The 20,603-nt window shown below is 62.0% G+C and carries 19 protein-coding genes; 12 read left to right on the forward strand and 7 right to left on the reverse strand.

Annotation, left to right across the window (positions count from 1 at the left end; genetic code table 11):
- Positions 1-37 precede the first annotated feature (37 nt).
- From A3EC_RS11975 to A3EC_RS0109180, 6 genes are read left to right on the forward strand one after another with little or no spacing between them, the layout of a single operon-like run.
- Positions 38-3,277: a Na+/H+ antiporter subunit A gene (locus tag A3EC_RS11975; protein WP_018024883.1), complete on the forward strand. Its 3,240-nt coding sequence runs from the start codon at positions 38-40 to the stop codon at positions 3,275-3,277.
- Between the two features lie 6 nt (positions 3,278-3,283).
- Positions 3,284-3,769 (forward strand): Na(+)/H(+) antiporter subunit C, encoded by a 486-nt coding sequence (locus tag A3EC_RS0109160; protein ID WP_018024884.1) that lies wholly within the window; start codon positions 3,284-3,286, stop codon positions 3,767-3,769.
- On the forward strand, positions 3,770-5,509 hold the full coding sequence (locus A3EC_RS0109165; protein WP_018024885.1) for a Na+/H+ antiporter subunit D: 1,740 nt from the start codon (positions 3,770-3,772) through the stop codon (positions 5,507-5,509).
- Complete coding sequence (locus A3EC_RS11980) at positions 5,499-6,011, forward strand: Na+/H+ antiporter subunit E (RefSeq protein ID WP_018024886.1); 513 nt, start codon at positions 5,499-5,501, stop codon at positions 6,009-6,011. The genes A3EC_RS0109165 and A3EC_RS11980 overlap by 11 nt, the downstream gene beginning before the upstream one ends.
- The gene (locus tag A3EC_RS13110; RefSeq protein ID WP_018024887.1) at positions 6,004-6,498 is read left to right on the forward strand and encodes a monovalent cation/H+ antiporter complex subunit F; all 495 of its coding nucleotides are present in this window, start codon (positions 6,004-6,006) and stop codon (positions 6,496-6,498) included. The genes A3EC_RS11980 and A3EC_RS13110 overlap by 8 nt, the downstream gene beginning before the upstream one ends.
- Entirely contained in the window at positions 6,498-6,908 is a 411-nt protein-coding gene (locus A3EC_RS0109180; protein WP_018024888.1) for a monovalent cation/H(+) antiporter subunit G, read from the forward strand. Before A3EC_RS13110 ends, A3EC_RS0109180 begins: the two co-directional genes overlap by 1 nt.
- Positions 6,909-6,913: 5 nt before the next feature.
- Here A3EC_RS0109180 and A3EC_RS0109185 read toward each other — a convergent pair whose 3' ends face one another.
- The 3 genes from A3EC_RS0109185 to A3EC_RS12565 form a co-directional block, all read right to left on the reverse strand.
- Complete coding sequence (locus A3EC_RS0109185; RefSeq protein WP_018024889.1) at positions 6,914-8,134, reverse strand: glutamate--cysteine ligase; 1,221 nt, start codon at positions 8,132-8,134, stop codon at positions 6,914-6,916.
- Between the two features lie 2 nt (positions 8,135-8,136).
- The gene (locus A3EC_RS0109190) at positions 8,137-8,781 is read right to left on the reverse strand and encodes a hypothetical protein (protein WP_018024890.1); all 645 of its coding nucleotides are present in this window, start codon (positions 8,779-8,781) and stop codon (positions 8,137-8,139) included.
- 77 nt (positions 8,782-8,858) lie between these two features.
- On the reverse strand, positions 8,859-9,686 hold the full coding sequence (locus A3EC_RS12565) for a LytR C-terminal domain-containing protein (protein WP_245532979.1): 828 nt from the start codon (positions 9,684-9,686) through the stop codon (positions 8,859-8,861).
- Positions 9,687-9,902: 216 nt separating this feature from the next.
- On the opposite strand from A3EC_RS12565, the gene A3EC_RS0109200 reads away from it, so the two are divergent.
- Positions 9,903-11,093, forward strand: coding sequence for a hypothetical protein (locus tag A3EC_RS0109200; protein ID WP_040428441.1), 1,191 nt, complete (start codon positions 9,903-9,905; stop codon positions 11,091-11,093).
- 774 nt (positions 11,094-11,867) lie between these two features.
- A complete protein-coding gene (locus tag A3EC_RS11995) occupies positions 11,868-13,580 on the forward strand; it encodes an HNH endonuclease signature motif containing protein (RefSeq protein ID WP_018024894.1) in 1,713 nt (570 codons plus the stop codon).
- Between the two features lie 137 nt (positions 13,581-13,717).
- On the opposite strand, the gene A3EC_RS13180 is transcribed toward A3EC_RS11995, so the two are convergent.
- Complete coding sequence (locus A3EC_RS13180; protein ID WP_018024895.1) at positions 13,718-14,083, reverse strand: DUF3263 domain-containing protein; 366 nt, start codon at positions 14,081-14,083, stop codon at positions 13,718-13,720.
- Positions 14,084-14,127: 44 nt separating this feature from the next.
- Here A3EC_RS13180 and A3EC_RS12000 point away from each other — a divergent pair, with 44 nt between their 5' ends.
- Entirely contained in the window at positions 14,128-14,829 is a 702-nt protein-coding gene (locus A3EC_RS12000; RefSeq protein WP_040428443.1) for a peptide deformylase, read from the forward strand.
- 4 nt (positions 14,830-14,833) lie between these two features.
- The gene (locus A3EC_RS0109225; RefSeq protein WP_018024897.1) at positions 14,834-15,994 is read left to right on the forward strand and encodes an N-acetylglutamate synthase, CG3035 family; all 1,161 of its coding nucleotides are present in this window, start codon (positions 14,834-14,836) and stop codon (positions 15,992-15,994) included.
- 92 nt (positions 15,995-16,086) lie between these two features.
- Here the strand turns inward: A3EC_RS0109225 and A3EC_RS12570 are convergent, their stop codons facing one another.
- A complete protein-coding gene (locus A3EC_RS12570; RefSeq protein ID WP_018024898.1) occupies positions 16,087-16,785 on the reverse strand; it encodes an RDD family protein in 699 nt (232 codons plus the stop codon).
- Positions 16,786-16,899: 114 nt separating this feature from the next.
- Here A3EC_RS12570 and A3EC_RS0109235 point away from each other — a divergent pair, with 114 nt between their 5' ends.
- Both A3EC_RS0109235 and A3EC_RS12010 read left to right on the forward strand, forming a co-directional pair.
- Positions 16,900-17,769 (forward strand): exodeoxyribonuclease III, encoded by an 870-nt coding sequence (locus A3EC_RS0109235; protein ID WP_018024899.1) that lies wholly within the window; start codon positions 16,900-16,902, stop codon positions 17,767-17,769.
- Between the two features lie 164 nt (positions 17,770-17,933).
- Complete coding sequence (locus A3EC_RS12010; protein WP_018024900.1) at positions 17,934-18,452, forward strand: MarR family winged helix-turn-helix transcriptional regulator; 519 nt, start codon at positions 17,934-17,936, stop codon at positions 18,450-18,452.
- Between the two features lie 189 nt (positions 18,453-18,641).
- Here the strand turns inward: A3EC_RS12010 and A3EC_RS0109245 are convergent, their stop codons facing one another.
- Both A3EC_RS0109245 and A3EC_RS0109250 read right to left on the reverse strand, forming a co-directional pair.
- Positions 18,642-19,508 carry an ABC transporter permease subunit gene (locus A3EC_RS0109245; RefSeq protein ID WP_018024901.1) on the reverse strand — a complete coding sequence of 289 codons (867 nt, stop codon included), beginning with the start codon at positions 19,506-19,508 and terminating at the stop codon, positions 18,642-18,644.
- The gene (locus tag A3EC_RS0109250) at positions 19,508-20,548 is read right to left on the reverse strand and encodes an ABC transporter ATP-binding protein (protein WP_018024902.1); all 1,041 of its coding nucleotides are present in this window, start codon (positions 20,546-20,548) and stop codon (positions 19,508-19,510) included. Before A3EC_RS0109250 ends, A3EC_RS0109245 begins: the two co-directional genes overlap by 1 nt.
- Between the last annotated feature and the right edge of the window lie 55 nt (positions 20,549-20,603).

Here is a 20,603-nt window from a genome sequence, read left to right on the forward strand (position 1 = left end):
GCCCAAGCGGGTACCCAACCGGATAAGGACAAACCGTTTGCTGCTACTGCTGTGCGCTCTTTTTGCTACCGCACTGCTGGCACCGCGCGTTATCCGCTGGTTGGGACGCAACGGTTTCTACCTTCTGGCCCTCCCCCTGCTTGCTGGGGCAGTCTGGACCGGCTCCTACGCAGTCAGTTACGCCAAAGACAGCAACCCGCACCTCTTCGACGTCTCAACCACAGATAGCAACGCGACCCCAGCAGATTTCCCCACCGAGTCCATCGCGTGGATGCCCCAAGCCAACCTTGGCATTGACCTGCGCCTGGACCCGCTAGCAGCACTGTTCGCCACCCTTGTCCTAGGCATCGGATTCCTCATTCTGGTGTACTGCGGCCGCTACTTCGACCCACTTAAACGCCCCGCACGCCGCACCGGCGCCTTCGCTGGGCAGATGGTCGGATTCGCCGCCGCCATGTACGGCCTCGTCATCGCCGACGGCCTGCTGCTGATGTACATCTTCTGGGAAATCACCAGTGTGCTGTCCTTCCTGCTGGTCGGCTACTACGCCGAACGTGCCTCCTCCCGCCGCGCCGCCGGCCAGGCATTGATGGTCACCACCCTCGGCGGTTTGGCCATGTTGGTGGGCCTTATCCTTTTGGGCTTTTCGACGGATACCTGGCTCTTCAGTGAATTGACCGCCCGCGGTGCGGATGCCGTGCTGGACCAGTCCACCCTGGGTACGCCTGCTGTTGCCACCGCGTTGGTGCTCATTGTTGCTGGCGCACTGTCGAAGTCAGCGATCGCACCCTTCCATTTCTGGTTGCCCGGCGCGATGGCTGCCCCAACCCCAGTGTCCGCATATTTGCACTCCGCGGCGATGGTGAAAGCTGGCGTGTTCCTGATTGCGCGGCTGGCACCTACTTTTTCTTCCACCGCGTCGTGGCATCTGGCGATTATTCCGCTGGGGCTGATCACAATGGTGATGGCTGGGTGGATGGCGCTGCGCCAACTCGACTTGAAGTTGATTCTGGCCTACGGGACGGTGTCGCAGCTCGGGTTCATTGTGTCGGTCGCGGCGATTGGCACTCGCCCGACGATGCTGGCGGCGCTGGCGCTGACCTTCGGCCATGCCCTGTTTAAGGCGACGCTGTTTATGGTGGTGGGCATCATTGACCACCACACCGGTACTCGTGACGTGCGGGAATTGTCGGGGCTGGGGCGCCGTCGCCCAGAGCTAGCGCTAACAGCAATGGTGGCGGCGGCGTCGATGGCGGGTCTGCCGCCGATGCTCGGTTTTGTGGCGAAGGAATCGGTGCTGACCACGGTGCTTGGTGAGCTGACTTTGCGCGGCATGCCCGCACTGATGATGACCACCACCATGGTGATCGGTTCGGTGCTCACCATGGCGTATTCCATGTATTTCCTATTCGCTGCCTTCGGCACGAAAACGGGCGCTGCCCTTGACGCGGACCCCGACACTGGTGCTTCCCCAGCCGTCCGCGATATGACTCGTCCTGGCTTTGGCATCCAGTGGCCAGCGTGGCTGCTAGCTGGCGCGTCCGTGGTGTTTGGGTTGGTGCCGCAGGTCGTGGAAACTGCCCTCACGCCGTACCTCACCGACGCGTTCCCGACCAATGGTGTCGGCCTCGGGGTGTCCACCGCGATGGAGCTTGCCGACGCAGCGGCGCCCGACCCAACTGCATTTCACCTGGCGCTCTGGCACGGTTTTACTGTTCCGCTCGGGTTGACAGTTCTTATTATTGTCGGCGGCGCGGTGCTGGCCTGGCAGCGCAAAACTGCCCTGACCTTGCAGCCGAAAGACCCAGCGCTCGGCGATGCCGATGCCGCATACGATGCGGTGCTTCGCGGGGCGCAACGCCTGTCGCTGCGAGCTACCTCGCTGACGCAGCGTGGTTCCCTGCCACTGAACGAAGCGGTCATTCTGGTGACGCTGGCACTAGCAGCCGTCGCTGGTTTGTCCTTCGGTGAGCTACCGGCCATTCGGATGGAGCCATGGGAGTCGCCAATTCAGGCACTGGTTGCTGGGGCAATTATTGTGGCGGCGGTCGCAGCCACCCGGATTAATAACCGCTTGTCCGGTGTCATTTTGGTCGGTGTGACCGGCTACGGCTTAGCGGTGCTTTTTGCGTTGCATGGCGCACCAGATTTGGCACTGACACAGCTGCTGGTGGAAACCATCGTCATGATTGTGTTTGTGCTGGTGCTGCGCAAACTGCCTGCCTCCGTCGACCCGAATGCCAGCGTTGGCCACACTCGGATGCGTGGCTGGCTCGGCATCGCGATTGGCACCATTGTCGCCATCGTTGGTGCGTTCGCCATTTCGGCCCGCGCCCATGACCCTGTCTCCACGGTCATTCCAGATTTGGCGAAAGATATTGGTCACGGCGCGAATGCCGTCAACGTGCTGCTGGTCGATATCCGTGCCTTCGATACCCTCGGCGAAGTGTCCGTCCTGGTCATTGTGGCGGTGGGTGTCGCCTCGCTGGTGTTCCGTACCCCGACGGCGCGGCTGAATGCGCAGGCCAAACTGGGGCAGCGCCGCGCAGCCCGCCGCGCGAAGCACAATGCGGCTAGTCGTGCGGCTAGTGATTCAGCTAGTAATACGGCGAGTGCAGAGGGTCGGGCGGAACGCCACAGCGAAAGCCGCAGCGAACGTCGCCGTGGCGCCCGACCACGCTGGCTGACGATCGCCCAAGTCAATAAGCCGATCGAAGGCCCACTCATGTTGGAAGTGTCCACCCGCTTCCTCTTCCCCGCCATGATGGTGCTATCCCTGTACTTCTTCTTCAGCGGGCACAACGCCCCCGGCGGCGGCTTCGCCGGTGGGCTCGTCGCCGGTCTCGCGCTGACGTTGCGCTACCTGACCGGTGGCCGCCAAGAACTCAACGATGTCGTGCCCATTGAGACGGACCGCATCATTGCGCTGGGCCTCGTGCTCGTCACCCTCGGCGCACTGATTCCGATGTACTTCGGCTACCCGCCACTGACCAGTGCCTACTTCACGTTGACGGTGCCGCTGATTGGTGATGTCACCGTTGTCTCCGCCCTCGGGTTCGATGCCGGGGTCTACCTGATTGTGGTTGGCATGGTCGTGTACTTCCTGCGTTCCCTCGGCGGCCGTATCGACGTCGAATCGGAAATCCGCGCCGAGCGTGCCCGCTCCCGCCGCGTCAGCCTGTCGCGGCTGTCCCGGCAGGGGCAAAAACGCAACATCGAGGCAGCGGTGTCGGTCAAGTCGGGCACCAAAACGTCAACAAGCCCAAAGGAACGGTGACCCACCATGGTGTCGAACTTTGCCCTCCTGGCGACCGTCGCGGTGCTTATTGCCGCCGGGGTGTACCTGTTTCTGGAGCGGACGATTACGAAGATGCTGATGGGGATTCTGCTGATTGGCAACGGCGTGAACCTCATGATTCTGACTGCTGGAGGGTCTGCCGGTGCGCCGCCGATTATTGGGCGCGAATCGCATCTGCAGCAGACGACCGCCGACCCGCTGGCGCAGGCGATGATTCTGACGGCGATTGTCATTTCGATGGGGCTGGCGGCGTTCATTCTGGCGCTGGCATACCGGCAGCACCGCTACCGCGTTTCCGACCGCATTGATGACGACCCAGAGGACAAGACCGTCCGCGACCGGCAAGCCGACGACCCGTCGCAGCAGCCGGACCACGACGCGTCCGATGACCCAACCACCGGTAAACCGACCGACGCGGGTGACCAGTTCGGGCCGAAAGCGTTTGAGAAGCCGACCAAGGAGGAGAGCTAAATGCTGGAGCTGACGTGGCTACCTGCGCTGATGCCCTACCTCGTGCCGCTGCCGATTCTGCTGCCAGCGCTGACCGCCGCCGTGAACCTTGGCCTGGTGCGTTTTCCGCGCTGGCAACGTGGCGTGTCGCTGACGGTGCTCGGTGCGCTGCTGGTGGCGGCGATGCTGATGGTCGCCGAGGTCGCGCGCAGCGGGATTTATGTCGTGCAGATTGGTGGCTGGGAGGCGCCGGTCGGGATTAGCTTGGTCGCCGATGGGCTGTCGACGCTGATGATTGCGGTGTCGCAGGTCGTGCTGTTTGCCGTGATGTGGTTCGGTATCGGGCAGGGTATCCGCGACGGCGACGATGACGACCCGGTCGCGGTGTTCATTCCGACATATATGCTGCTGAACATGGGGGTGTCGCTGGCGTTTCTGGCGGGCGACCTGTTCAACATGTACGTCGGGTTTGAAGTGCTGCTGGTGGCGTCCTATGTGCTGCTGACGCTGGGGGCGTCGGCGGCGCGGGTGCGTGCCGGGGTGGCGTACGTGATGGTGAACATCCTGTCGTCGATGGTGTTTCTGCTGGCCCTGGCGTTTATTTACGCGTCAGTGGGGACGCTCAACATGGCGCACGTCGCGGCGCGGATGGCGGACATTCCGTCCGGGGTGAAGCTGGCAGTGTTCGCCACACTGCTGGTGGCGTTCTGCGTTAAGGCGGCGGTGTGGCCGCTGTCGGCATGGCTCCCGGACTCCTACCCGACCGCCCCGTCGCTGGTCACCGCGGTTTTTGCGGGCTTGTTGACGAAAGTCGGCGTGTACGCGATTATCCGGGCGCGCTATGTGCTGTTTCCGGTTGACCGGCTTGATGGGGTGCTGATGCTGGCCGGCATCATGACGATGGTGATGGGCATTTTGGGTGCGATGGCGCAAAATGACATCAAACGTCTGCTGTCGTTTACCCTGGTCAGCCACATTGGGTACATGGTATTTGGTATCGCGCTCGGGTCGCGGTTGGGGCTCGGCGGCGCGATTTTCTACGCGGCGCACCACATTTTGGTGCAGACCGCACTGTTCTTGGTGGTCGGGCTGATTGAGCGGCAGGCGGGGTCGTCGTCGCTGCGGCGGCTTGGTGGTCTGGCGAAGGCGTCTGGGTTGCTGGCGGTGCTGTATCTGATTCCGGCGCTGAATTTGGGTGGCATTCCACCGTTTTCCGGGTTCCTGGGGAAGATTCTGCTGATTGAAGCTGGTGTTGACGTGGCCGGTGGCTTTTTGGTGTGGCTCGGCATTGTCGCTGCGGTGGTGACGTCGCTGCTGACGCTGTACACGATGGTGCTGGTGTGGTCGAAAGCGTTCTGGCGGGACCGATCTGATGCGCCCGACGGGGATCATGCGTTTTCGCGGCCGATGACGCTGACGGAGAAGGCGACGGTCGTGAAGGTGGAGGAGCGTGAAGATGTCGGCGCGATGCCATGGGGCATGGTCGCCCCGACGATGCTGCTGGTTGTGGCGTCGCTGGCGGTGTCGGTGCTGGCCGGGCCACTGTCGACCCTGACGGATCGGGCGGCGGGGCAGCTGACGGAGCCGGGCGTGTACCAGTCTGCGGTGCTCGGCGACCCTGATGACGCGCCGGTTGGTTACGGGCCGGGCACGGGCATTGGCCCAGACCGCACGGGCGTCGGCGACCCCGGCCGTAGCGCTGGCGCCGGTGCCGGTGATGGCGCTGGTGCTGGCGGGAAGGAGGCCAGCGATGCGAACTAAAGCCCGCCCAACGATCGTTGCCGTGCTGTGCCTCACTGCCATGTGGGTCCTGCTCTGGGGCGAGCTGACCTGGGGAAACGTCATCGGCGGTCTGCTGGTGGCACTTTTCGTCACCATCGTGGTGCCAGTACCGCAGCTGAACCTCGGCGGCCTGCACATCCGCCTATGGCCGGTAGTCAAACTCGCGGCGACATTCATGGTTGACTTCACGCGCTCGTCGGTGCAGGTGGCGTGGCTCGCGATTCGCCGCTCCCCTGCCCCGCCGGGTGCGATTGTGCATGTGCCGATGGCGGTGCGCGAAGATTTCACCCTTGCAACGGCCATCACCATGCTGAATCTGCAGCCCGGCGGCATTGTCGTCGAAATCAACAAGCCCCGGCAAACGCTGACGATGCACCTCATTGACGGTTCGTCGACCGGCGCAATCGAGGCGGCACTCCGGCAATTTGAACGCATGCGCCTTCAGCTTATTGACGCATTGGAAGGGGGCAACGATGACTGACAGCGCTTTTGAACTTGCGTTGGCCGTCGCGGCGCTGGGCTATGGGCTCAGCGTGTTGCTGATTGGCTGGCGGGGCTTGATTGGGCCGAACTCGTTGGACCGGCTGGTGGCACTGGATGCTCTGGTGTCGATTGTGCAGGGCGGTCTGGCGGTGTACATGGTGTGGACTGCGGATACGTCGGTGGCGTATGCGATGGTCGCGGTGGCGTTGCTCGGGTATTTGTCATCGGTGTCGGTCGCGCGCTTTCGGACGCCCGATGCCCGCCGTCCGTCACCTACAGCAGACGGCGCTGTGCCTGCTGGCACTGGCGGTGCTGGTGCTGGTGGCACGGTGCCTGGTGGCACTGGCGGTGCTGGTGCTGCGCGACCAGCGAAGGCCGCGCGGACGCTCGAAAGCGATGAAGCGGACCGGACCGGTTTGTGGCAGCAGGATTCTGGTGTCCGGATGCCCACGAAGGACGACGTGCGGAAGGATGAGCGGCAGTAATGTTTGAGTGGTCAATCCATGGTGTAGTGAATCTGGTCGCTGGCCTGCTGATTCTTTCTGGGACTTTCTTTGCGGTGTCTGCGTCGATTGGTTTGGTGCGCTTCCGCGATGTGATTACCCGGATGCATTCGTCGGCAAAACCGCAGTCGATGGGTCTGATTCTGACGGTTACGGGCGTGTTCCTACACTTGGCGGCGAACGATACTGGCAATGTCGCGGTGCGCGGTGACCTCGGGATGCTGCTGCTGATTTTGTTGTTTGCCTTGGTGACGGCGCCGGTGGTGTCGAATCGCGTCGGCAATGTGGTGTATCGCGAAGGTCTGATTGATCGCGATGCCCTGTCCCGCGATGACGAACGGCCAGCCGAGCGCACTGCGGAACGCGGCGCCACCGGCGGGGAGTCAGTTTAGCCCGGCTACAGCGGGTGTTCGGCGGCCATCTCGGCGACGGACAAGTCGACGGCTGCCATCCATGGCAGGTGAATTTCGGTCACGTCAGCGGAATCCGGCAATAGGAGCACCGCCCCGGCGGCCTGCGCTGCTTTGCGTTGCCGCTGGTAGCCAGCGCCGATCTTCAGCATCGGCTCAATCGACGCGAGTTCTTCCGCGCACCCCAGTTCCTCGGCAATTGGCATCAATACGTCAATAAGCTCAATGAGTTCTTCCGCAACCATGGACTCGCGGGTGGTGCGGTCGACGATGATTTCCGCGGCCATGCCGTAGCGGGCGGCGCGCCATTTGTTTTCCTCAAGGTGCCACGTCTGCAGCCACGGGAGTTCCTCGCCGGCGTCGTAGCGACGGTCCAGCCACACGACGAGGGTTTGGATGAGCGCGGTGATGGCGCCCAGTTCGTAGAGGTTCGATGGGGCGTCGGCGATGCGAATCTCAATCGTGCCGAATTTCGATGCCGGGCGGATGTCCAGGTGCATGGAACGCGTATGGGAGATGACACCGGAAAGCGCCTGGTCACGCATGTATTCCTGCCACTGCTGCCACGTCTGCAACTGCGGCGGGAGCGACGCGGTCGGCAACTGCTGATACAGCATCGTGCGGTTGGAGGCGTAGCCCATGTCCTCGGCATTCCACGCCGGTGACGACGCCGACAGCCCGAGGATATGCGGGAAATAGGTCATCAGTGCGTTGATGATTGGCCACACGCGGTCGGCGTCCTTGACCGCAACGTGCACATGTAGCCCCCAAATCATCATTTGGCGGCCCCACCACTGGGTGCGCTCCTGGATTTCGGCGTAGTGCCCCTTTGGGCTGACCGGCTGCGACACTCCACGGGCAAACGGGTGCGAACCGGACGCCCACACGTTCGCGCCGACTTTCTCGGCGGCGCCGCGCACCAGATTCAGCTGTTCTCGCAGCTCAGCGACAGCTTCGGGGACAGTGTGGTGCACACCGGTGACCAGTTCGACGGTGTTTGCGAGGAACTCGCGCTGCACACGGTGGCCGGGGCGCGCCTCGTCGATGAGGTCGAGCACTTCGCCAGCGACCGGGGTCAGGTCGCGAGTGACGGGGTCGGTGAACGCAATTTCCCATTCCACGCCAATGGTCGGCTCTGGGTGGCCGGTGAAATTCTCCGCCGGGATTTCGGCGGTGCTGTCAGTTCGGGGGTCGCGGGCCACGCCCATAATTAGCCTCCGGCGGTTTCGGACTCGGTTGGCTGGTCGGTTAGCTCATCAGCTGGCTCATCAGCTGGCTGATTCTCGCCGACCCATTTAATCCACGGGCCGCATGCCGCGACCTCTGCGCTGCCTGGTTTCACTGCGGCGATGGTGAGCACCTGGACGGGGTCAACGTCGCCGGTGCGCGGTGTGACACTTGCGTTGCCGCCGTCGACGCGCAGTTCCCCGAGTACGGCAAGGTCGTCGGTTGCGCCGGTGATGGCTGCGCAGGATGCGACGGCGTATGCGCGAAGTTCGTAGTTTCCGTCATTAAGCGCGGTGTTGAATTTTTCGGCGACCACGGCGGCGGTGCCTTTGCCATCGTGCCGCAGTTCAACGGTGCCTTCGACGAGGTGGTTGGCGATGAGGTTGTAGCGTCCGCCGGACTGGGTCAGGTCGCTGATGTCATCGGCCCCGCGGGCCCCCTCGGCCCCGCCACCTGCACCGTCAGCGCCACCTGCACCGCCCGCACCGTCACTGGTGATGGCGCCGCGGGTTGGGTCTCCGCCGGGCTGGTCCGATGGCTGTTCCCCTGGCGGCGAGCACGCGGTCAGCGCACCCCCGGCGAGCACGCATGCGCTGGCGGCCAGCGCAAAATTCTTCAGGCGTCGCATGTCATCCTCCGGACGTGTCTCGATAGATCGATACTAAACGAGCCATCAGACAGCCGGTACCCACTGCCCCCGTGCGGTTAAAGTTCGCTGGTCAGGATGAGGGTGACGCCTTGCGACGCTTGGTCCAGTTCGGCGAACCGTGGCTTGGCTTTCACACCGAGTTCCTGCGCGAGCGCTTCGGCGGCGGCCTTTTCGTCGGCGTTGTTCTTGGTGTAGAAGACGGTGGTTTCGGCGATGTTGCCGCTGCCGTCGGGAGCTTCGGCCCAGTTGCCGGTTTTGCCGGTGGTCCAGCCGTCGTCGGCGAGCTTGCCCGCGACGGAGTCGGCCAGCTTCGGCACCAGCGAGTTATTCAGCACCGTAATCGGCACCTTCTTCACGTCGGTGGTTGGTGCTGGCTTCGATGCGGAAGGTTTCTTTTCGCTTGTCGACGTTTTGGAGGCGTCGGACTTCGTCGAGTCGCTCTGGTCATTGCTCTGGGCGGTCTGGCCCGGCTTGCTGTTCTGGCCGTTTTGGTTGTTCTGGCCAGCTTCGCCTGGTTGGCCGGACTGGCCGTTTTGGCTACCGTTCTGGCTGCCATCTTGGTTGGTGGATTGGCTGGTTTCGGAGTTGGCGTTGGTGGTGTCGTCACCGGAGCCGGTGAGCAGGAAGACACCCCACAGAGCCAAGCCCGCGCCAACGGCGAGGAGGATCATGGCGAGGCCGCGCAGCGGCACGCCGCCGGTGCTTTCGCCGGATGCGCTGGTGCCGGTGGCACCATTGGCGCTGGCAGCGCCAGCACCTGCGGCACCTGCGGCGCCTGCGGCACCTGCGGCGCTGGTTTCGGAGGTCGCGGCAGACGATGAACGGGCAGCGTCATCGGCTTGCGCACGGTGGCGCGCGCGACGTGGGTTTGGTTCGTTGTTCATCTCGGTCACGTCCACATCCTAACCTTAAAGTTGCACTTGAGGGTAAAGGCGCGTGGTGTGCTTGACAAGCCCTGACCAGAAGATTCGTAGGTAAACGTCAATAAGCCCCCACCGCACACCAATGAAAAACCGCACAGTTTCCGGCTTGGCATGGACTTATCCTGGGCAGCAGATATTCTAAAGAGCGATGCCGTTGCCGCCTACCTGGGAGGAACCATGTCCACACCACGCCCACGCTCCGCACTGAAATCGGTTGCCGCACTGTCCTTTGTCAGCGTTTTCGCACTCGCCGGATGTAGCGGCGCGGAGGAACCGGCCGACGGGGAGCTGGGCGCAGATGGCACCGTCACCGTCACGGAAACTTCGGAGAAGGAACAGCCGCGGAAGAAGCGCGACAGATTCTTTGGCGACGACGACGCAGAACCGGGCGCAACCTCGTCAGCGAAGGGCGCATGCTCGGATGGCGCACTAGCTGCATATAAGAAGGTATTGGCGGCGCCGCAGGACTTCACACCGGCGAGCGTAAACTCCCACGACCTGCCAGCAAATAGCCGACGCTACGAATACGCCATGGCGGACACCAACGGCGACGGCTGCCCAGAGATGCTGCTGGTCAAACGATTCTGGGAATTCTCTCCGGTGGTCGTAGTTTCGGCGAACGGCGACACCCCAATCGCAACCAAGGGGTACATCGTGGACGGGGCGGGCACTGGCGGCAGCCGCAGCTTCGTGTTCAGCGCCAACGACGGCAACGGCGTGTACGAGCTCACCGGGCAGAGTGTGGGGCCGAACTGGAAGCTGAAGCACTACGCGGTGGCAGGCACGAAGATTACCGGGGACGGCGAAGAGTCGCTGCCGATGAACGCGCGGCCGGACCACGCCACGGAAGTGAACTGGACGAGAACTTCTGATGCGTCGGCACTGAATGCTGTGAAGGGCGGCGGGACTACGGGCGGCACTGGTAGCGGCGCTGGCAATGGCGGATCTGGTGGGGCGAATGGTGCGGATGCTAGGGGCGCTGATAGCGCCGCGAACCTGGGGCCGAACCAGCACCAGGTGACGGGCACAGTGAAGGTGTACACCGGCCAGCAGTGGGCGGATAAGAAGCTCAAGGGGCGGCTGCCAAATCCTTCGGATAGCCCATCGGAGAAGTTCGCGATTGTTGAATTGGACGGGCCAACGACAGTTCATGCGCGCAAGAACGGCCCGGGAGGTATTCAGTCGGACACCCAGAGTTTCGTCTTCTTGCCGAAAGAGTATGGCGACATGACCGGTGGCCAGTATGCGCAACACGACGGCAAACGTGTTGCTGTCATCTACGACGCCGACAAAACCTACTTCCGGAGTGACGCCGCCATGCCGGTCGATGCGTTTCCGGCGCATGTTGTGTCCGTGAAGGTGCTCTAGGACGGGTTTTTGGGGGTCGGCTTTCGGGCTGAGCGCTCCAGCGTTTCGGGTTCTTGTCCACACCATGCTGTTAGCGTCGCGGCATGCGAAATTTTCGGGTGCGAAAGAGTGGCGCTAAAGCCTGGATAGCCAGGCAGTTAGCGAAGTGGGCAAGGAAGCTGCGCGGGGCACTTTCCGCGATTGGCGGGGCGCTGTCCGCGGTTGGCAGGGCGCTTGCTGGCGTGGCGCTGTCCCCTACCGTCGGGGCGCTCGCGAGCAGGCGAAAAAGACAAATTCGAAGCCGTCGCAATATTGCTCTTTGGAGTCTTCTTTTTCGACGCATCGGTGAGGATGTTTGGCGCCGAGGTATTACTGGAATCTTTTCTCGGACCCGCCCTAGCAGCACTTTTCACATTCCAAGTCGGCGTGAAGCCGCTCACCGCGGTCTTGCACGCGGTCACTGAGCTAATTGACACCCAGCTGAGACACTCAAGGGCAAAAGCGGCGTGGGATGCACGCGCGAAACTAGGCCTCGCCAATACCTCCTAGCGGCCGCCTAACAGCGGAATCCCCCCCTCCACTTTCCACCACAGCTCTCAACCCCACACCCCACAACTCCGCATCCCAACCCTCAACCTTGAGCTGACGGTACTTCACCTCTCATACACCTACCAGACACAAAGAGTTATCGAACATGTGTTCCATTTGGCACCTGCCATGTCCAAATCGACAGCTATCATCGAACATGTAAACGAAAGCAAGAGATCAGGCAAATGGAAAACAGGGAGGGGAAACATGTCGATGCCGCAGCCACAGAATAACGACCAGCAACATACCGTCATTAAGCTACCCAGCAGCACCAATGGCTCCCGCCAACATCCCTGCACCACCCACCTCGCCGCACTTAAGCACCACTTAACAGCTTTTATCGACTCCGTCACCAGCGATCTACACCAAGAAGAACTGTCATTCTGGGAGCTCATCGAAGTCGCACAGGATTTCGAGAACACGCTACAGCTACGCAACCTTATGGACCTGCATTTGGTGCGAACGCTGCTCACCCCAGCGGGTATCGCGACCATCGGCACCCGCAACACCACCCGTTTCCTCGTTGACCGGCTGGGAATCAGTCCCCGCGAAGCCAGAGAACGTGTGCGTGCCGCGGAACTCGACGGTGATATTGAACCTGACAATTCCAAGGAATCCCTCTCCCCCGACGCCGCTGCGGAGCCTGAAACGCCGCTGACCGACGAGGAACTCGCCGCCGAAAACGCCCACCAACAGCAGCAGGCCCGCAAGCGAGCCGCCAACGCCCGCGCCGCCTGGGATGCCACCGCTGATGGCTACCTGACCGCCGAAACCCGCGCCGCCATCCGCATGGAACTGTCGAACCTACTTCCGGGCGGCACCATGACCGCCGAAGATATCAAGGCAAAGGTGTACGCCGAGCTCGATGACCTAAACAGCACCGAAATCCGTGCACTCACCAGGAAGCTTGTTGACGAATCGAATGACACCGTGAACAAGCCGAAAGATCCCTTTGCTGACCAGCGCCGTCGTAGCGTTTTTGTTGGCAAACCCGACCGCAACGGCAACGTAAGAATCGGCGGGGTCCTCGATGCAGCTTCTGCCACCCTAGCGCTGAAACTTTTCGGCCAATACGCCAAACGCGGCTACGGCACTCACGTCGAAGCCATCGACGACAAACGCACCCTCGGCCAGCTCAACGCGGACGCACTGGCGAAAATCCTTCGCGATGCCATGGCCCAAGCGAACAGTCGCACCAACAACCGCGGTGGCCTCGCCAGCATCGTCGCCGTTGCTGACGCCGCGGACTTCGCAGCCCCAGATGCTAACGACCCCGGCAGCTGTAGCAGCAACCCGTGGTGGAACCGAAAGTTCCACACCAACGTCGGCACTTCACTCAATGCCATCCAGCTGCTTCGCCTCGGCGTGACGGACAATATGCTGCTCAGCCTCATTGACACCCGCGACGGAATGGCGCCAATCGACATGTCTCTATTCCGCGGTCAACGCATCGCCAGTTTCGAACAGCGCATCGCCCTGCAAATCCTCGACGGCGGCTGCCAACACCCCGGCTGCGACCAGCCGATTGACCAGTGCGACGTCCACCACATCCTGGCGTTCATCGCCGGAGGTTTTACCGATATCGAAAACCTCGTACCGATGTGCCGCACCCACCACCGCCAAAACGACGACACCCAACGCGCCCGAAACCGCAGCCACATGTGCGCACGCACGCCAGAAACCAACTTCCGTTCCGGAAGTGTGCATATTGACGAACACGGCCATCGCCACCCACCGAAATTCAATACCGGCCCAATGGCACAGCAAGCCCCCGGCTATGTCCAACCACCAGAACCCGGCCAACCAACAAGATCTGGCCGACCGCCTAAACCTGGCGTGCCACCGGAATCGGGTGTGCCTCCGGAATCGGGCGTACCACGGGAACCTGGCGCACCGCCGGGCCCGGCGCGGCACACTTGACGATCCGCTCTATCCGCCACCAGCCCGGTTCTGCGCCTTATCAGGTTCCCCGCCCGGGTCCCCAACTAGCAACCAATCAGGCATCCCGCGTCGGGTGCCTGATAGACGTGTTCGAAAACCCGGGTGTCGTCAGAAACCTAGGCCAACCCTCGACGCTGCAATTCACGCTGCTCCCGCAGTCGCCGCAGCCGCCCAACCAAGGTTGGGAATTCCGCCAACGCCACCTGCGAATCCAACAACTTATTCAGCCGCTGGTAGTACCGAGTCACGGTCCAACCAAAGGTGGTGCGGATATCCTCTTCTTTCGCCGAAGCATCGCGCCACCAGCCCGACTCGAACTCCAGGACCGCCCGTTCCATGTCCGACAATCCTGCCCCACCCGAGGCACCCGCACCGCCCGAGTCCCCTGCACCACCCGAGGCACCCGCACCCTCGGCACCCCTCACGCCTTCCCCCGACAGTTCAGCAGTGGTTGGGGTCGGTTGGGTTTCGTCGGCAAGCATGTATGCATTATTGCAGTCACACCTCCACGTCTTAGTATTGACGCATGACTATTAGGCCCATCGTGATTGCCGGCGACCCTGTGTTGCACACCCCTACGCAGCCAGTGACTGAAACCGTGGCTGAGCTCGCGGAGCTCATCGCGGACATGTACGAGACGATGGACTTCGCCAACGGCGTGGGCCTCGCGGCGAACCAGATTGGCGTCGGCAAGCGACTGTTTGTGTACAACTGCCCGGACACCGACGGCCCAGATGGCACCGAAAAGTCCGAGGCGGAAATCGCCGCACAGGGTGGTCCGATGCGGCGTGGTTGTGTGATTAACCCGGTGTTGGAGACGTCCGAGATTCCGAAGTCGATGCCTGCCGACGATGGCAGTGACGAGGAAGGTTGTTTGTCGGTGCCGGGTCTTGGCTACCCGACGGGCCGTGCGGATTGGGCGCGGGTGACGGGCACGAATGAGCTGGGTCAGCGGGTGGACATTGAAGGTTACGGTTTCTTTGCCCGGTGTTTGCAGCATGAGGTCGGCCACCTTGACGGGTTGTTGTACACCGACACGTTGATTGGCCGGTGGAAGCGTGCGGCGAAAAAGGATTTCAAGGCGTGCGGTTTCCATGAGCCGGGCCAGACGTGGATGCCGGGCACCGATGAGGATCCGTTCGACCACCAGGAGCCGAATGTGATGGCGCCGGGTACGCCGGGTGGGGTCCCTGCCGATTGGACGCCGGACAACGGGATCACTGAGTAGCCGTATGGTTTCTTCGAACGACGGTTCCGATGCCGTCAACCCTGATGCCTCCCCAGCCTCCCCCGCCCCGGATTCCGATCTCATCCGCAACCGGGTCGACCCTGCCACCGGCCTGCCGATTAGTCGTTGGGGTATTGGTACGGTTGCGCCGGGTCGCCGGGTGATTGTGCGTCGCCGTTTGTCCGCCGCCGAGGCGAAGGAGTCCGGCCGGAAGGTGACGGACTTGATTGGTCATGTGGTGTCTGTGGCGCCGTTCCGGGTGCGGCCGCAGAAAAGTGCGGGGGTCCGCGCTGATGAGTCGGTTCCGGCGGTGGAGTTCGACCCGGCGGAGCTGATTGTGGTGAAGGCGCTGCCTGATCGTCCGGTGCGTAATTCGGATATCCGCAACATTGAGTTTGCTACCGCGATGGCGTTCCCTGGTGTCGAGCATCGTTGGGTTGACGGTTGGTTGTTGCGTGCGGGCGATGGCATTACGGAGCGGTCGAATTCGGCGATTCCGTTGGAGCCGTCGGCGTCGACGACCCGTGTGCCGCTTGCTGCCGTCACGGAGTTTTATGCGCGCCATGATTTGCCGGTGCGTATTTGTATTCCGGATCGGATTTGTCGCCCGGCGCAGCAGTTGGTTGCGCGTGCGGGGTGGACGCTCGGCCCGGAGATTTTGGTGATGGCCCGTTCGCTTGGTGACGACGCCCCGCCCCTTCCGGCCGCGACTCCTGCCGATTTCGCGCCTGCTGCCCCTTCGGGTCTGCGCGCGGAGGTGTTAGATAAGCCCGATGATGCTTGGCTTTCGATGTACCATTTCCGCGGCCACGCGCTGCCTGAGCAGGCTCTTTCTTTGTTGCAGAAGGAGATCGACGGTCGGATGTGTTTCGGCCGGATGGTGGATGCCGAGGGCAGCACTGTGGCGATTACTCGGGGCACGTTGACGGAAAGCCCGGATGGCCGCACTTGGTTGGGTTTTTCGGCGGTGGAGGTTGCCGAGCATCTGCGTCGTCGCGGTATTGGCACGCTGATGGGTTTGCATATGTTGCATTGGGGTCAGCAGCAGGGCGCCGATGCGGCGTATCTGCAGGTGATTGAGAGGAATGCGGCGGGTATTGCGTTGTACCGTGCGTTGAATTTTACGGAGCATCACCGTCACCGGTACGCGGAGCTGACGGCCTAGCGCCCAGCCCGCCCAGCGGCCCGCCCGCTCGGTGCCCCGCCCGCTCGGTGCCCCGCCAACCTAGCCGCCAAACCGCCCAGCCATCTCTCGGCCTACCGCCCCAGTTCCGCTCGCCGCATATTGCGCCGCGCCAGTTCTTCCTGCGGTTTCTTGTGCACGACTTGGGTTTGTGCCCACCGGTCGGCTTGGTTTTGTTTGATGGCGTCGGTGCCGCCGTTGGCGCTCATGACTAGTGCGGCGATGCCCCATGCTGGTGGGAACATCATCAGTAGGTGCCATAGGTTGCGTTTTGCTGCTTGGCCGGTGGATATCGGTAGGTTGTTTGGCCCGACGACCCGCAGTCCCATGATGTGTTTGCCTGGTGAGCCTTCCAGTACTCCTTCGGTGAGGGTGCGGTAGGCGTAGAACCCGAGTGGTGTCATCAGGATGGATGCGCTGAATAGTGCGATTCCGCCTTCGCTGATTCCGAGGGCGGTCATCACTGCTACGAGCACGGTGAGTACGACGCCGTACACCAATCCGTCGATAAGCAGGGCGCCGGCGCGTTGGCCTTGGGTGGCTGGGACGTTGGCGGGGTCCATCCCGCGGATTTCGGCGATTTGGTTGGGGGTTGGGCGTTGTGGGATGCCGAGGGCGTTCCGCATGACGGGCATGATGTCGCGGCCGAGTGTGACTGGCCGGTCGAGGTAGTTGTTGGTCAGGCCGTCGGTCCATGCGGTGGGTGGTCGCGTCGCGTCTCGTTCGGGGTCGTTGATGCGTCCGTCGGCCCAAGGATTGTAGTCACTGAGCACTGTGTCCCTCTCTTTCTATAAGGAACAACGCTTCGGCCACTAGTTTAGTTCCTTTTCCAGCACTTTGAGTCCGACTTGTTACCGACCCCCGCGCCTGCCATCTAGGCTGGTGGTATGCGTATTGCCACTTGGAATGTGAACTCTATCCGCACCCGCATCGACCGCGTGGTGGATGTTCTGCAGCGTCATGACTTGGATGTGTTGGCGTTGCAGGAGACGAAATGTCGCGACGACCAGTTCCCGTTCGCGGCGCTTGAGGCCGCTGGGTATGAGGTTGTGCATTGGGGTTTGTCCCAGTGGAATGGCGTTGCGTTGGTGTCCAGGGTGGGGCTTATTGACGTTGAGACTGACTTCGGGCAGCCGGGTTTCGTGAAGGAGCCTGAGGATGGCGTGGCGGCGCCGCAGGAGGCGCGGGCGATTTCTGCTGTGTGTGGCGCCGGTAATGGCGGCGCTGGTACTGGCGGTAGTGGCGACGCTGGTGCTGGCGCTGGCGTGCGGGTGTGGTCCTTGTATGTGCCGCATGGCCGAGCGCTGGGCGACCCGCATTACCAGTACAAGTTGGCGTTTTATGAGGCGCTGGCGCAGTACGGGGCCGACGAACTCGCCCGCAACCCAATGCTAAACATGGTGCTGACCGGCGACTTTAACGTGGCTCCACGTGATGAGGACGTGTGGGACATGGCGGCATTTGCCGGGAAGACACATGTGTCGGAGCCGGAGCGGGCGGCGTTTTCGAAGCTGGAGCAGGTCGGGTTTGTGGATGTGACGCGGGATTTGGCGGAGGGCCAGTACACGTATTGGGATTATCAGCGGTTGCGCTTCCCGAAGAATGAGGGCATGCGGATTGATTTCCAGCTGGCCAGCCCGGCGATGTCGGCGGCGGCGGTCGCGGCGCAGATTGACCGGGAGGAACGCAAGGGTAAGGGCGCGTCGGACCATGTGCCGGTGATTGTGGATTATGCGGTCGATGATTTTGACGTGTAACGCGGCATGTAACGCGGCACCTAGTTCGACGTGTAGTTCAGCGCATAGTTCAAGAATTGTGGCAATCTCGCGAAAATCCCCATCGCGGACATAATTGTATCTATAGTAAAACTAATCCAACGAGATACCGATATAACTATCACCGATTGAGATTGGTTCGTGCTATGGCTATCCCACTTCCGACCCCACGCAATTACGATGACGATACGGCGCAGCAGGCGGAGGCCCGCGGCATTGCGCACGCGCTTTATGATTTCCTCGCTGCGACTCGCCGCTTGGGTGAGCGCCCCAACCAGAAGGTGCACATTTCGCAGTCTGAGATGGAGGTGCTCCATTTCGTCGCCACGCACCCTGGTTGCGGTGTGAGTGATATTGCGCGTTTGCGGTTCCTTCGGCCGTCGAATGTGTCGGCCACAGTTAGGAAGCTTATTGACGAGGACCTTATTCTTCGCCGCGATAATCCGACGGACCGTCGTGCTCAGGACCTTTATGTGACCGAGGCTGGTGAGGAGATCATCGGCAAGATGGTCGACTATTGGTCGAATATCGTGTTTAAGGTTGTTGGCTCGATGGAGAAGAATGAGATTAAGGCGCTTCGGCGTGCGGTTCCGGCGTTGTTGAAGCTGGCGGATCACGGCGAGGCTTATGTTGAGGAGATTCAGCGCCGGAAGAGCGCGATGTAGTTCGGTCTGCTTGCCCAGCGTGCACGCCCTCCACCCGGCCCTAACCCGCTCGGCGCCGCCTTTGGCCTAGGAAAGAGGCACGAAAAAGGGCCGCGGACCTGTAGTCCACAGCCCTTAACGCGCCCCGGCGCCAGCGTCACTCCAGCACTGGTGTCACTCCAGTACCGACACCGGCACCAGCGTCACGTGCTACGCGTCGCGGCGGTAGAGTGCGATGCCACCGGCGATAAGGATGGCGAAGCAGATGGCGCCGAAGTACAGCGGGTTGTAGTTGATGTTGTCCCATGGCATGGCGTCGAATTCTGGGCCGGCGTTGTTGATCCAGGCGCCCATCAGGGAGAACGGCATCCATTCCGTCAGCGTGCTGCCGATTTTCGGGATCAGCCCGATCATGGATTCAACGACCAGGATCCACAGCAGCAGGATGGATAGTGCCCCTGCGGTGCGGCGCACGAGGAAGCCCATGCCGACACCAATGATGACGGTCAGGATGACGTCGAGCAGGTTGGCCCAGAGTCCGCGGAGGAATTCGCCGTCGGTCAGGCTCATGTTTGCGGTCAGTTCTTTAGTCGTGATTGGGATTTGCACGACATAGAACGCGGCGATGTAGGACACCGCTGCGAGCGCGACTGCGAATGCGCCGTAGACCAGCACTTTTGTCAGTAGTACGACGAAGCGGTTTGGGGTGGCAGCCAGGGTGGTTTTCATCATTTGGCTGTTGTATTCGTTGGTCACGGTCATTACGGCCATGATCATGAACACCATGGTGGCGAACATGAAGCCGAGGGAAACCATGCTTGGTTCCAGCGCGAATGTTGCCGGGTCGACGCTCGTTGGGGCGAGCGCTTCCGGTGGCAGTGTTGCTGGGTCGACGCCTTCTGGGATTTCTGGCGGGTTCTTCGCTTGTTCGACGGCGGAGTCGAAGGCTTGTTGTTGGCCCCAGCCCATGACCCAGGACAGGCCGACGATGAGCAGCAGGACGATGCCGGAGGTCCACCAGAAGGATTTGCTGGTGGTGAGTTTGAGCCATTCGGCACGAATTGAGTTCAAAAGCATTAGTTCTCCTCCGCCTTGTTAGGTTCCGCCACTACGTCAGCCCCAGCGTCCGCCGCAGCAGCGTCCGCCGCAGCAGCACCCGCCGCCCCAGCATCCGCCGCCCCAGCATCCGCCCCGTCGACCGGCAGGTCCGCGCGGTATTGCACGTGGTCGCCGGTGCGTTGCATGTAGACCTCTTCCAGGGAGGCTTTTCGTTCGGCCAGTTCGAGCAGTAGTGCGCCGAAGCTGTAGGCCACTTGGCCCACTTCGTCGGTGGAGTGTCCTGGCACCACGTAGGTCATCCGCCCGTCGGCGTCGATTTCTTCACGGAATTCCCAGTTCATTTCGCGCAGCGCCCCGGCCAGTTCCTGCATGTGTTCGGAACGCACCACGGTTGTCACCTGCGACGATTCCTTAATGAATTCATGCACGGACGTGTTGGCAATCAGTTTACCGCGGCCAATCACCACGAGGTGGTCGGCGGTTTGCGCCATTTCGCTGAGCAGGTGGGAGCTCACCAGCACTGAGCGTCCTTCCGCTGCCAGCTGCTTCAGAAACAGTCGTACCCAGCGGATACCTTCGGGATCCAGCCCGTTGACTGGCTCGTCGAGCATGATGGTTTGCGGGTCGCCGAGCAGCGCCGTCGCTAAGCCCAGACGTTGGCCCATGCCGAGCGAAAACCCTCCGGCTTTCTTTTTGGCAACTTCGGTCAGGCCCACCATTTCTAGGACTTCGTCGACGCGTTGGTCGCCGATGCCGTTACTGCGGGCGATCCAGCGGAGGTGGTCGCGGGCGCTGCGGTTGGGTGCGAACCATTTGGCGTCGAGGAGGGCGCCGATTTGGGTGAGTGGGTTTTTCAGTTCGGCGTATTGTTTGCCGTCGATGGTGGCGGTTCCGGCGGTTGGGCGGTCGAGGCCCATGATCATCCGCATGGTGGTGGATTTGCCGGAGCCGTTGGGGCCCAGGAATCCGGTAACAATCCCGGGTTTGACCTCAAAGCTCAGGTCGTCGACGGCCCGGACCGTACCGTATTGTTTCGTCAGTCCTTCAACTCGAATCATGCCGTCCAGTTTTGCATAACTTCCGCACGCCTGTTCACCGAGTCCCCGTCACCAC

The sequence above is a fragment of the Corynebacterium ulceribovis DSM 45146 genome (assembly GCF_000372445.1).
Taxonomy (GTDB): domain Bacteria; phylum Actinomycetota; class Actinomycetes; order Mycobacteriales; family Mycobacteriaceae; genus Corynebacterium; species Corynebacterium ulceribovis.

Bases quoted from the DNA above. Each gene is read 5' to 3' on its own strand.
- A3EC_RS0109180 (WP_018024888.1), top strand. From the start codon at position 6,498: ATGTTTGAGTGGTCAATCCATGGTGTAGTGAATCTGGTCGCTGGCCTG.
- A3EC_RS0109200 (WP_040428441.1), top strand. From the start codon at position 9,903: ATGTCCACACCACGCCCACGCTCCGCACTGAAATCGGTTGCCGCACTG.
- A3EC_RS0109245 (WP_018024901.1), bottom strand. From the start codon at position 19,508: ATGCTTTTGAACTCAATTCGTGCCGAATGGCTCAAACTCACCACCAGC.
- A3EC_RS0109225 (WP_018024897.1), top strand. From the start codon at position 14,834: ATGGTTTCTTCGAACGACGGTTCCGATGCCGTCAACCCTGATGCCTCC.
- A3EC_RS11980 (WP_018024886.1), top strand. From the start codon at position 5,499: ATGCGAACTAAAGCCCGCCCAACGATCGTTGCCGTGCTGTGCCTCACT.
- A3EC_RS0109185 (WP_018024889.1), bottom strand. From the start codon at position 8,134: ATGGGCGTGGCCCGCGACCCCCGAACTGACAGCACCGCCGAAATCCCG.
- A3EC_RS0109165 (WP_018024885.1), top strand. From the start codon at position 3,770: ATGCTGGAGCTGACGTGGCTACCTGCGCTGATGCCCTACCTCGTGCCG.
- A3EC_RS12000 (WP_040428443.1), top strand. From the start codon at position 14,128: ATGACTATTAGGCCCATCGTGATTGCCGGCGACCCTGTGTTGCACACC.
- A3EC_RS0109160 (WP_018024884.1), top strand. From the start codon at position 3,284: ATGGTGTCGAACTTTGCCCTCCTGGCGACCGTCGCGGTGCTTATTGCC.
- A3EC_RS0109235 (WP_018024899.1), top strand. From the start codon at position 16,900: ATGCGTATTGCCACTTGGAATGTGAACTCTATCCGCACCCGCATCGAC.
- A3EC_RS13180 (WP_018024895.1), bottom strand. From the start codon at position 14,083: ATGCTTGCCGACGAAACCCAACCGACCCCAACCACTGCTGAACTGTCG.
- A3EC_RS12010 (WP_018024900.1), top strand. From the start codon at position 17,934: ATGGCTATCCCACTTCCGACCCCACGCAATTACGATGACGATACGGCG.
- A3EC_RS13110 (WP_018024887.1), top strand. From the start codon at position 6,004: ATGACTGACAGCGCTTTTGAACTTGCGTTGGCCGTCGCGGCGCTGGGC.
- A3EC_RS0109250 (WP_018024902.1), bottom strand. From the start codon at position 20,548: ATGATTCGAGTTGAAGGACTGACGAAACAATACGGTACGGTCCGGGCC.
- A3EC_RS0109190 (WP_018024890.1), bottom strand. From the start codon at position 8,781: ATGCGACGCCTGAAGAATTTTGCGCTGGCCGCCAGCGCATGCGTGCTC.
- A3EC_RS11995 (WP_018024894.1), top strand. From the start codon at position 11,868: ATGTCGATGCCGCAGCCACAGAATAACGACCAGCAACATACCGTCATT.
- A3EC_RS12565 (WP_245532979.1), bottom strand. From the start codon at position 9,686: ATGAACAACGAACCAAACCCACGTCGCGCGCGCCACCGTGCGCAAGCC.